The organism is Myroides sp. WP-1 (assembly GCF_014145635.1).
Lineage (GTDB): Bacteria > Bacteroidota > Bacteroidia > Flavobacteriales > Flavobacteriaceae > Flavobacterium.
In genome coordinates this window covers 180,282-192,685 of record NZ_JACHTC010000004.1, presented here as the reverse complement: position 1 = coordinate 192,685, position 12,404 = coordinate 180,282, and the positions used below count along the sequence as shown (strand labels likewise).

Below are 12,404 nucleotides of genomic sequence, written 5' to 3'. Positions count from 1 at the left end.
ATATGAAAAAAATAGTTAACCTATTTCTACTAGTTGTCTTGACCTTGGGATTACAAAGTTGCAAAGAACAAGAAGCGACTAAAGTGTATGAGCTAGAAGATTTAGTAGGAACTTGGAAGCTCTCCTCAGCGAAGCTTTACGATAGAGAAGCAAAATTCTTAGCAGATACGAGTCCTAAGGATGAATATGGTTGTGGACCGATAACTTGGGTTTTCACTTCAGATCGAATAGAAGTTCATAGGTATACAGGTAAAGATCCTAATGGGCAATGCCTTGAAGAAGTGCTTCATCTACAATACACCCTTCAAAACAATACAATCCATACCCTAGACGATAACGGTATGAAAGACGAGATGCTCTTAACGAATCTAACCTCAGATGAAGTAGTTTTTATGACTAGCTTTCCCAATCCTCTAAATGAAGAAAATAACGCAATTAAATATACCGAGATTAGGTGCAAAAAAGTGAAATAAAAAACATTTAATACCTCAGCATATACTTTTACACAAGCTAAAATAGATCCAAATACACCCCCCGATCGCGCGGACTTGTAGCTCGTGTGTATAAATAAAGTCACGGATTACAAATCCGAGACATCGGGTTTATAATAGTTGTTAATTTAATATTAACTATTATTGTTATTTTCCTTTTAAAAGAGAAAAAAAGATAGGAACTATTTATGTAAAAGTGAACTAGTAATAAAAACATACAACAAGATTTACCCAATAGTATTATACTATCAGAATTCAACGGGAACAATAATAATTGAGAAAAATGAAAAATATTCTATTACTATTTATTTTAACCTTGTTAAGTTGTAATTCAAAAAAGAAGGAAGAAGTAATTCGACAGCAAGAATCAATTATTATCATTCAAACTTTACTTGAAGAAAGAGGATTAGAAATGGTACGAGATTCTTATTCTGAACAAAAGCTCCCGATCTGCTTAAATCTAAAAAAAAATATTGTTAACACTAAATGCTTCGAAAAAATAAAAGCTAATGATGAAGTAGTAGAAATACAATTCCCAGAGAAAACATTCACAAGGCTAGGAGGCGTTTGCATCGAAAAATTATACGGATCAAAATCTATTGATAACTCATTTTTCTTAAAAAACGATTCTCTTGATATCGTTAAGCAAAATGAAACCATTAAAGCACTCAAAATCCCAAAAAGGGTAACTCAAAAATTTACTACTGTCGAATTAACTGAAAGTTTAAAAGTAATTGAAAAATATGTTCAATTTTCTATTCCAATATTTTCAAAAGATAATACTAAAGCATACTTAGAATTTGACTATTACTCTGATGAAATTAGTTCCGGTATATCCATGTATTTAGAAAAGGTAAATGGAAAGTGGAAAATAAAATATATTGAAAGAAATTGGGATACCTAAAACAGCAAAAAAGCTTCTGGTTCAATAATGGAGTAAAGCGAACTTTTAAAGTTCAGCTTTCTATTCCCGAAATTCTAAAAGAGAGTTCTCATTGCAATTTCTAATTTTGTATTCTCATTGGTTTTATTCTAAAGCTTTGCTTTTACTATTACCTCTTGACCAAGCACAAGAAAATTAAAAATCTATATTACCAACACACAGATGAAAACCGAAGACATAAAAAGCACAAGCGACTTTATTCATTTCCTTTCCACCGTAACGGATTGTTTTTTACCTCACGATAGTGAAGAAAAAAGCAATGCCATTGCAAGAACTGCATTTCATTCTGAGGTTTTATATATTCTCCCTGAAACCCACGATTTGAGAAACATTGTGAATTACAGCAACATCAAATTTGTAACAATAAACAATTACAAACTAGATCAAAAAGGACTCAAAATACTCAAAGAATACAAAACTGTATTTGAAAACGTAAAATTCCTCAACATTTGGAATTGCAAGCAGCCCGATCTAGAACTACTTGAACTTTTTCCAAACGTTACCCATCTCTTGATTTCCTATATTCGCAAAGCTGATTTTTCATTCAAGGGTTTAGATTATTTACACCAATTGGAAACTGTTGTTTTAAGCAGTGTAAATAAAATAACTGATTTCCATTTCTTGACTAAAACACAAAAAGAAAAGATCAAACACCTACATCTAACTTACACAGCAAAACTTACAAAATTTGATGGAATTGAGGATTTTAAACAGTTAAAAACACTAACTCTTTTTGCATCAACGATGGAAAGTAGAAAAACAGTTAGCCTTGAAAGTCTAGACGGACTTGAAAAACTGTCTAATCTTGAGCATTTTGAAATTGATTATTTCAAGTATGATGCAGAAGAGTTAAAACAAAAATTAAAACCATTGAAAAAGTTGAAACACTACAAAGTAAAAAATACTGTATTTGAAAACAACTAACTACCAATAACATAGGTTTACCTCAACAGGAACGTAAGACGATCTCCCTGCAATGCGTCTTTTTCTTTTTCATTGAAATCCCAATTATCACAACTTTTATGTTAATTTAGCACGCTCAATGAATTTACTAGCGGTGTTGCTGAAGCAAGGTTATTACCTTCAATTTTTAACCGCAAACACTAAGCTTATAAAAGGCAGTAATTGTCAAGGAACAAACATATAAAAGAAGCAATAATAGGAATGAATACATTAAAACCTAATGAACAAAGGGCTAAAAATGCAATTATCCTAATTTGGATAATGTTGATACTAGAAGTTATATCGTTAATTTCTGGGTATTTTCAATATGACTTGCTACAAGTTGTCGCCAATGGAGGTGAAATCTCAATAGAAAGAGCTAATGCCAATGATACCAGAGAACAAATAATTGGCCTACTCTATTTGATCACCTATATCATCTCAGCAGTAACATTCATTCAATGGTTCAGACGTGCGTATTACAATTTACATCAAAGAGTTAGTAATTTATCTCACTCAGAAGGCTGGGCAGCAGGTAGTTGGTTTGTTCCAATTCTTTGTTTGTTTAGACCTTATCAGATCATGCAAGAACTATATGTTGAAACAAAAGCCCTTTTAATCAAAAAAGAAATCACCTTCAATCTAAATCTCAGTACAGGACTCTTAGGATCATGGTGGTTGCTTTGGATTGCAAGTAATCTATTAGGACAATTTGTATTTCGTTACACACAAAATGCTGAAACCATCGACGAGTTAACGACAAGTACACTAATCGGTATGGTTACTAACCTACTAGGTATACCTCTTGCTTTAGTTACCATAAAAGTGATTAGTAACTATGCGAAAGTGGAGCCTTTGCTATTAAAAACTGAGGAAGAGCCCCTAAACGATTGATCCAACAATACTATGGGCAGCTATTTTGCCAAAAGAATCAACCAGAAATGAGAAAAAATCTAAACAAAATGAAAAAGGAGTTATTCAAATTTATCACATTATCAGTTGCGTTATTTTCAACAATTATTTTAGTCCAAAGCTGTGCAGTTTCAGGACTTTCAAAAAAGTCGATGAATTTTCAAGAAGAAACAGCTCAAAATGGATTACTTATAGGTTCAATAACTTTTCCAAAGGAGAAAGCTAAATTTAATGGATATCTCATAGGAGTAACTTCAAAAGATACCGATAAGAAAATTGCCAGAAAAAAATCAACTGTAATACATATAAGCCCAGAACAAATTTGGAAAATGAAACATAAGGGCGAATTAGACAATGGATTAACCTATTTATTTACACTCGAAAGACCTGAGGGAAAATATGAAATTTCAAGTCTAGGACTATTTACAAATAGTGGATTCCCTGCACTACAACGAACAGATTATTTAGATGGTTTTTCCATTCCTTTTGATGTTAAAAAAGGAGAAATCACCTACGTTGGCAACATCATTGTCAATGAACATTCAAAAGTAAAGGATATCCGAGTTTTGTATGAAAATAATTATGAAAAAGACATTAATGCTCTAAAAACCCTACAACCAGCTGTAGATTGGAATAAGGCAATTAATGACACCAGTAGAAAAATTGAATATGACAATACTAAAGTAAAAAGATAAAACCATCTACCAACAGCAGTTTGCAAAAGCAGCAAGTTTCGCGCTTCATTTAGGACTGGTTTTGTAGCTGCAAAATCAAAAAACATAAAATTCCAAGTTATCATTCGAGGCATTCCAAACTAAATTGCGGTCTCTCCCCTATTAGTTCTTGTTTCGAATTCTACACTTGTTTTTTTGATTTTACAACGGAACCCCTAGGTTGATCGCATTCTTCTAAAACAAAAGCGGAATGAAGCAGTTGAGCGGCTTGAGCCGAGCCCTTTACTTTTTCGGCACTTCGTGCGATCATAGCCGCTTCAAAGTCGTTTAATACCGTAGTTCTTAAACCATTTTCTCTCCATGGTGTTGCTGCACATCCTTTAGTAATCATGCGAGCTAAGAGTAAAGCATCTAGTAATGCTTGGTTTGCGCCTTGTCCCTTAAACGGACTCATGGGGTGAGCTGCATCACCTAAAAGTGTAATAGCGTCTTTTTCCTTCCAGTTTTCAGAGGTTAGTAATGCTCTGTCATATACAGGATAACCCGAAACTTTAGCGGGTAAAGTAGCTTGAACAATCTGCGGAATGGGATCATGCCATGGGGTCTTTCTAGAAGCTTCTGCTAGGAGCGCTTCACACCCCAATTGCGATAAGGCAATCGCTTCTTTTTCTTCAATAGGAAAACTAAGTTGCCACATCACTGAATCATGCGTGTAAGGCATCATATAGATGCGATCTTGACCATTGGCGGTTTGGAAAACCGTCATAGAATCTAACAACGTACTGGTTGTCAAATCCTTTACAGCGGTTAAAGGACAAATCCCTAAAATAACCATACAACCCAAGTAATGCAGCGGTGTGACTTCTTCTCCCATGCTCAATCGACGAACGGAACTGCGAATTCCATCAGCACCTACAACTAAATTTGCTTTCTCTTTTTTAATGGCTCCATTCACTCGAAATGTCAATTCAATTTCATCTGTTGCAACAGGATTGTAATCGAGTAATTGGTGTCCCCATTCTACCTTTGGCTGTTCTCCTAATTGATTGAATAAGGCTAAGCGAAGGGATTGACGAGCTATGTGGATATTGCTCTTTTTTGGGGCTGTATTTTGGTCTAAAAGTTGCCATTTTCGGAGTCCCCAGCTACCGAGAATCTTTCCATCCGTTTGGTGAACTACGTGTTTGGTAGAGACTACTTGCTCCTCTAGAGTTAAAATACCAAAGTCTTTCAAAGCCTTACTCGCTTGTTGTAACGTGAGTCCATACCCTTGAGAACGAGCAACTAAATTTTCATCGCGTTCAAACAAAGTAAAGGGAATTCCACGGTGTAAACAAGCGACCGCTAATGCCATGCCGCCAATACCGCCACCAATGATAGCAACATGAGGGTATTTCTCCGTTGGAGTTGGAGGAAAAGGAGCAGGAACAATACCCGATCCTCCACATTTAGAACAAGTGTGAAGATAAGAAGGCAAAAGCCCTTTACCCTCCATGGAATGAACTGGTATTTGTTTGGTCAACTTCGCTTTTTTTCTAGGTCCTTTGTTTTTCTTTCCAAGGCCATGACAGCTTATACATACCGTCCAATGTACTAGTTCTTTTTCCTCTTTTTCTTTCTTCATTCTCTTTTGATCGTTTTCATCACCCAAACGAAGAAAAACAAATAGTTAAACGATTGGGAGTCAGTCGAAGCAACAAAGTTACAACAAACGAACAGCAAATAATGGGGATATCAAAATAAATGATATAGGCCATCTGTGTTAATGTTTCGATATTTTGATTCAATAGCTGTTTTAAGGTGGTTTGCATTACTTTTCCTCATCACTAAAGACTAATACTGACTTGTTTGGAAAACTTTTGTACAAAAGAAACTACTGGTCCTCCCTATTTCAAAATACAATAACATATCCTCTACCTTTTTATTAATTTCCCTCTATTTTATTTTCTAAAAATACTAAATGTTAATTACCTTAGCTTAAGTCTTTTTTAGATATAGATATGTGGTTTATCGCCCTATACAAAAGAAAGATTTTTCAGTAACACAAAAAAAATAAACTATGGGATTTGACATAAGCTACCACCCAATAAAAGAACAAGAAATACAAGAATGGTATTTTGATCTGCTTCAAGACGATTCAACTCTTGAGGAGTTATCACAAAAACATCAAATGGATGATTTTTATATAGAGAAATACAAAGATACCCTCAACGTAGCTAAACAAACGCTTCCTACAGCCATTTTTGACAAAACGCATGGGTACTTTTTAGCCGTAATTCAAGGCTTTTTCAGAACGTTCTTTTACACCCGAGGTTCTGCCTTTTCTTTTCTAATGCAGGAAAATCCTTTGTTAAAAAAATACACAACCCCATGGCAGGAAGTTTTAACCGTTGAGCTTCCTAACCCCATCTTCAATGAAATAAGTGAAAACTACAGTTCTGGTGTTTATATGTCAGCAGCAAATGTTGTGGAACTACTAGCAGATTACCAGTCGAATGACAGTTTGAAAAAGGAGTTAGACGATTTTTATTCACATGGGAGAATCAACGTTTTTATCCGTGCCTTAACCTATGCTAAAGAGCATAATCTAGGTCTGCTAGAGGCTACTGAAGTAATAGAACCCAACCCTATAGATCTCAATGAATCAACGTGTTATTCTAATTTATTCAATTGCGACACAGAAGGAGCGTTGTTGTATGAAGCAGCAGCATTGGAGCAATTAAAAGAGATTGAAACAGACGAAAACTTAGCTGAAAACGAAATACTACACAACGTAGAATATGTAAAAACTACACCGGAAGAAGTCGTTGAAAAGAAGAAAAAGGGATTTTGGCAAAATCTATTTGGAAAATAAGACACCTATCTTCTGTTGTTTTACGCCAAATATAGGGTAAGGCACAAGACAATATACATCAAAAAAAATGAGGTATAGTACCTTACTGAAGTGTTTTAAATAAAAAATAAAATGAAAAAAACAGCTAGTTTATTATTGAGTAGTGCTTTTTTATTTGTCGGATGCGTCAAGAAAAAAGAGGGCAGTTTATCTACGGAATCAACAACTCAAAATTCAGAACAAATGACAGCAAACCAAGAATTTAATCCTTATAAACTCAAACTGAATACGATCGAAGGAGAAAGTGGTTTAGAGAACTACTCTACAGACGGAAAAGAAGTTTATGGTTCAATCATCAAACAACTGCAAGGTTCAGATGGCAGTGAGTATTACCTGCTCAAACTAGATAAAAGTTTGGCATATAGTGAATCAGAATCAACTCCTATTCAACATACAGATTATCTTATCGTGGGTGGTAGATTTCAAGGTGCACCCTTGCAAAAAGGCGCAAATAAAACAGTTGTCAACGTTGCCATTGTAAAAGATCATACAGTAGCTACCGATGCTCAATTAGACTTTGAAAAAGCTATTTTTGCAGGCATGGGTGAAGCTACTGAAGTACAGTAGTTTTTTTGATGGATCGATGCAATCACTATTGTTCAACTCAATTTTTATCAAACAAATAGCACAGAAACTAAAAATGGGGTTCAAAAGAGCGTTAATTCCTCTCTTCTGAATCTCATTTTATTTTCTTGTTTCGCACAGTAACAGCAATCAATCGATAGCCTTCATCCATTCTCAAAAACTCAAAGTGATTTTGTGTAAAGCTCTTTTTATCTTGATGCGAAATCACAATCGTCATTGTTGGATACTGCCCTTCTTTCGCTTCTCTGCAATTATTAAAATACATTTCAAATTCAGCGCCTTCATACATAAATGGATTGAGACCATCTTGAGTAATAAAATAATCGCACTTGGATTCTTGTATTTCCAACAATCCCTTTTTCAGTATTGCAAAATTAGTTTTAATGAATGAATCACTTGGTGAATTAGCCCAACCTGTAGCAGACTCCCAAAAGAGAGTTTTATAAGAAACCGCTAGTAACTTTTCTTCCGTTAAATCAACAAACAGATCGTTGAACAGCCATTGTTTAAATTCTTCTTCATACTCCACAAAGGAGTAATAGGTTTTGCCATCAACTGCCAAAAAACTCTTTCTTCTAGAATCCGTAGAGGGAGATTCGCTTTTTTCAAGTGAAAAAAAGTTAAGTGCTTTTTTATGCTCAAAATTTTCGACTAACACGTTGTTTAGTGTATCTAATAACACCTCTTCTCCACCCGACCAACTGAAGTGATTACAACCTGCGTGATTTGTTTTGTCCCAATAGCGTTTCTCAGCTCCCCTTAAGCCCACAACCATCCCATTTCTCACTCTTGATAATGCATTGTATTCAGCAGAAATAGCAACTTCACCCTTGCGATTAAATAATCCTATTTGTCTAGTAGTAGGATCGGTAAAACGAATAAAACCCTCACTTTCACAATCGGCTCCATTATCGAAAATATACAAACTATCTCTTCCTGCAATGGTTCCCTCTTTGGTGAGGTAATAACTTTGCCACGCTCCATTTACTTCTTCTGATACGGCAATAATATGTTCAAATTTTTGGGCTAATGTAACCCCCATAAACTTGGGTTCGATTTGAATAATTCCAGCTTCATTTTTATAACCGATATGTATACTATCCGCAGCCCAAAAAGCAGTCCAAATATCGTTATTTTGTCCCCTCACCGAAGGATGTAACAACAATAGTAAAATAAGTAAGAAAAATTTCTTCATAGAATCTCTTGTTTTAATCGTTCCTGAAGCGATACATGATTAAGTCTAAAATAGCAAAAGCAACGATGATTAGGTAATTCAAGCGAATATAGCAATTAAAACATGGAGATAAACTAGTGCAAAAGCAATTCCATACACTGCAACAAAGAGCAAGTAAACTTGTAGCACAAAAAACAAACTTCATCATAATCAAAGCATTAGTTCGTAAAAAAATCGCATTTCATACACAATGATTAAAAAATAGAAGCAAGTTTCTTATAAAATTTACTTCAAACGAACAACACATTCTATAGTAAATTTACTTTTTAACATCCTAAAATACCAATTTAGCGATTTTATTCGCTATAATTCAACAGATTTACATATTTTTTTTATTTATTTAACAAAAAGAATTACATACATTGTTTTTAACATAAAAATATAATAATTTTAGAATTTAAAATAATTTTTGAATAAAAACACATTTTTTTATGAAAACAAAAGTATTTATTCTATTATCCATCCTCTTTACCTTTAGTGCACTTGCCCAAGTGGGTGTTTATACTAGAGATCCTAAAGTGAGTATGGAAATTAAAACTACATCAGTTGGTCCTCCTAATGGATTATTGCTGCCACGTGTAAGCGTAGAGCAGCTAGACGCTGATATTGACAAGTATGGAGAAGATCAACATGGTGCCATGGTTTATGTGACAGATATGGATGGAAAAACTTCAGCAACTTCTTATATTTACAATCCTGGCTTCTATGTCTTTAATGCCTATACAGGCATGTGGCATTTAATGGATTCTGAGCCTTGGATGTCTGTAGAGACAGGTCTTCCTGCTTCGATGAATCACGAAAGCATTTATCAAAATGGAAGTATTGGAATCGGAACCAATATGATTGATGAAAACGCGCAATTAGAAATAACATCCAATACCAAAGGGATATTAATTCCGCGCTTATCGACAACTCAACGAAACAACATGGAAAATCCAGCGAATGGTTTAATGATTTTCAACACAACAACCAACTGTTTAAACTATTACGATGGTCAGGTTAAACGCTGGTTAAGTATGTGTGGTACGTATGATCCTGCGCAATTTACCTTCCTGAACTGTGATCCACCTGTTGGACCACAAGGAACCTATACACAAGGAACAGCATTAAACACATCCAACACGTATACTTTATCTTTAAATATATCAGAACCAGGAACCTACCAAATCTTAGTTCATACAGGAAATGGTTATTCGTTCTCTGGCTCTGGTGTTTTTACAGAAACTGGAAATCAACTTGTGGTACTTGAAGGACAAGGATCTCCTATAAATGGACCTGCAACTGATGATATTACGGTAAAATTTAACGGAGTTAATGTCATAGCCAACTGTAGTTTGCCCAAAATAACAGTGCTTGGTGCCTCAACACAATTTAACATGAACTGTAGTCAGGCTGTTGTATCAGGTGATTACTATGCAAACTTAGCGGTTACAGGTGGTCATTATGTAGATATTCCTGTAACCAATGTGATTACTACGGGTTCTATTTTACTTGAAACACCTACAATTAATGGAGTGAAATTCTCGACAGGATCGATTAATATAACCAACGCTACAACGTCTATTCGCTTTTATGCACAGGGAACTCCATCGGCTGTAGGAAATGCAACCTATACCTTTGCGATCCCAACTTCTCCTGCTGCTCAGTGTTCATTTAATATTCAAACCAAAAGCGGAAGAGGTACTTTTGTTCAACCAGCGGATCGATGCATCCAGATTCTCAATGAAAACCCGACTGCCGCTGATGGCTACTATTGGGTACAAGATGGTTCGAGCAACAAGTACAAAACGTATTGTGATATGAGCAATGGTGGTTGGACTTTGGTTAAATCAATGTCGGAGAAATTCATTTTAGTCGATTTCAAGAGTCAAAATGAATCGATCGGAAGTCAACCAGGACGAGGAATGGTGACCACCCTAAACGGCAAATTTAACGAGTATAACTTCTCTTTACCTTCAGCAACGGTAAACAATGTAGGAAGCAGTTTGGGAGCTACCAAACACTTTAGATTTACCATTAAGGAAAAAGGACATACAACCGATCCGAATGCAACCTATCAACAGGTTGAAAGTACAACTGTAGCGCCAATTAACGATCGTTGGACACAAGACAACTATTGGAACGTTACTACTTTAACGGGTAATCCAGCAACTTCAAATTTTGCAGGATCGCTAAGTAACAACACCTCAGAAGGTAAAATATTCGGAAAAACACTAGTTAAGTCAGGTACAACAAGCCCAGACTATTACTACTATTTTGATAGCGTTCGTTTTGCTGCTAATCCTCCAGGTATGTATAGTCAATCAGGATTCTTTACTGGTTTTTATGGAGCATTGGGATATGCAGGAAATACGTCTACTACAGTTGCCTATGTTTATCCTTCGGGAACTGCAGGAGCTGGAAACTCGTTTATCTTCCGCAAATACGATATCAATGACTTGTTTGGTCTTTACATGAATACAGAAGCACAATTAAATCACCACATTGGAACTTGTAGTGACAGTACAGATGATTTTGGTGGAGCAAGTAGCTGTAGAGCAGGCTGGTCAAACTGGAGACCACATAGACTTAATCGAATTGGTACTTCGAGTGTTTATGAAGGTAGAATTGTTCAATATTGGGTGAAATAAAAATTAATTCCCCGTTATAAAAAAGCGCTAACTAGTCTCCTGTACTAGTTAGCGCTTTTTCTTTGATTGAAAAAACCAATCTACTTTCTGCACAATTGGATCATGTTTTACTTGTCCGCTCATTTAACTACAGTGCGAATTCTACATTAAATTTTGTTTCATTTCAATATACTCTTAACACATTGATAATATTAGAGTAACCATTACGTTAAAAGAAACGCTGTTTTTTGTGCCAATGAAACAGCTATACATTCTAACACGAAAAAATCTGCTTATTCTCTCGTCTTTGCTGTTGTTATCCTGTGGAGACAAGAATCATTCGATCAAGATGAAAGGATCGGATACGGAGGTTAATCTTGCAGTTAACTTAGCAGAAAAGTACACCGAAGTAGATGCCGATTTTAGTATTGCTATCTCTGGAGGGGGATCGGGAATCGGAATTACCTCTTTATTAAACGGTCAGGCAGATATTGCTAATTCTTCTCGTCCTTTATCGGAGAAGGAAATTCAACAATTTGAAGACAAAAAAATCAAGGTAAGAACGGTAATTTTTGCAGAAGATGCCACCGCTTTTGTCGTTCACAAAGATCTTCCCATCGATGTGATTGACCTAGAAACACTAGCCAAGATCATGAAAGGTGAAATCACCAATTGGAACCAGCTGACGGACGTAGATTTACCCATCAACCTATACGGACGCCAAAGTAGTTCAGGAACCCATTCGTTCATTAAGAAGAAGCTCAAAATAGAATTTTCTAATGCAGCTAAAGAAATGACGGGTAATGCTCAGATTCTAGAGGGAATCAAAACGGATAAATCGGGTATTGGCTATGTAGGTGCCGGTTATATCTCACATGAAACCGCTACTAATCCAACGGTTAAGATATTGAGTATCAAAGAAACTCCTACCTCAACTGCCTACTCTCCTATTGATGCACACGCCATCAACAACAGTCTCTATTTTTTTCAACGTCCATTATATCAATTTATCCTGGAGGATTCTTGGGAAAAGGTAAAGCCGTTTATCGACTTTGAAAACAGTGTAGCTGGTAAACAGCTGATTAAAGATCATGGATATTACATCATAGAACGACCATAAA

Annotated in this window: 11 protein-coding genes; 9 read left to right on the top strand and 2 right to left on the bottom strand. The window is 35.5% G+C overall.

What is annotated here, in order from left to right; all coding sequences use genetic code 11:
- Positions 1–2: 2 nt before the first annotated feature.
- From H4K33_RS05825 to H4K33_RS05805, 5 genes are all read left to right on the top strand, one after another.
- Complete coding sequence (locus H4K33_RS05825) at positions 3–473, top strand: lipocalin family protein (RefSeq protein ID WP_182647533.1); 471 nt, start codon at positions 3–5, stop codon at positions 471–473.
- Positions 474–774: 301 nt separating this feature from the next.
- A complete protein-coding gene (locus H4K33_RS05820; protein WP_182647532.1) occupies positions 775–1,395 on the top strand; it encodes a hypothetical protein in 621 nt (206 codons plus the stop codon).
- A 201-nt stretch (positions 1,396–1,596) separates the two neighbouring features.
- Entirely contained in the window at positions 1,597–2,358 is a 762-nt protein-coding gene (locus tag H4K33_RS05815; RefSeq protein ID WP_182647531.1) for a hypothetical protein, read from the top strand.
- Between the two features lie 240 nt (positions 2,359–2,598).
- Positions 2,599–3,270, top strand: a complete 672-nt coding sequence (locus H4K33_RS05810) for a DUF4328 domain-containing protein (RefSeq protein WP_182647530.1) — start codon at positions 2,599–2,601, stop codon at positions 3,268–3,270.
- 68 nt (positions 3,271–3,338) lie between these two features.
- Positions 3,339–3,983 carry a hypothetical protein gene (locus tag H4K33_RS05805; RefSeq protein ID WP_182647529.1) on the top strand — a complete coding sequence of 215 codons (645 nt, stop codon included), beginning with the start codon at positions 3,339–3,341 and terminating at the stop codon, positions 3,981–3,983.
- A gap of 160 nt (positions 3,984–4,143) precedes the next feature.
- Here H4K33_RS05805 and H4K33_RS05800 read toward each other — a convergent pair whose 3' ends face one another.
- Positions 4,144–5,586: an NAD(P)/FAD-dependent oxidoreductase gene (locus H4K33_RS05800; RefSeq protein ID WP_182647528.1), complete on the bottom strand. Its 1,443-nt coding sequence runs from the start codon at positions 5,584–5,586 to the stop codon at positions 4,144–4,146.
- A gap of 435 nt (positions 5,587–6,021) precedes the next feature.
- Between H4K33_RS05800 and H4K33_RS05795 the strand changes: the two genes are divergently transcribed.
- Entirely contained in the window at positions 6,022–6,816 is a 795-nt protein-coding gene (locus H4K33_RS05795) for a hypothetical protein (RefSeq protein WP_182647527.1), read from the top strand.
- Between the two features lie 111 nt (positions 6,817–6,927).
- Complete coding sequence (locus tag H4K33_RS05790; RefSeq protein WP_182647526.1) at positions 6,928–7,422, top strand: hypothetical protein; 495 nt, start codon at positions 6,928–6,930, stop codon at positions 7,420–7,422.
- Positions 7,423–7,534: 112 nt separating this feature from the next.
- On the opposite strand, the gene H4K33_RS05785 is transcribed toward H4K33_RS05790, so the two are convergent.
- A complete protein-coding gene (locus tag H4K33_RS05785) occupies positions 7,535–8,635 on the bottom strand; it encodes a hypothetical protein (RefSeq protein WP_182647525.1) in 1,101 nt (366 codons plus the stop codon).
- A gap of 470 nt (positions 8,636–9,105) precedes the next feature.
- Between H4K33_RS05785 and H4K33_RS05780 the strand changes: the two genes are divergently transcribed.
- Positions 9,106–11,304: a fibrinogen-like YCDxxxxGGGW domain-containing protein gene (locus H4K33_RS05780; protein WP_182647524.1), complete on the top strand. Its 2,199-nt coding sequence runs from the start codon at positions 9,106–9,108 to the stop codon at positions 11,302–11,304.
- Between the two features lie 235 nt (positions 11,305–11,539).
- Positions 11,540–12,403: a substrate-binding domain-containing protein gene (locus H4K33_RS05775; protein ID WP_182647523.1), complete on the top strand. Its 864-nt coding sequence runs from the start codon at positions 11,540–11,542 to the stop codon at positions 12,401–12,403.
- The last annotated feature ends 1 nt before the right edge of the window (position 12,404 follow it).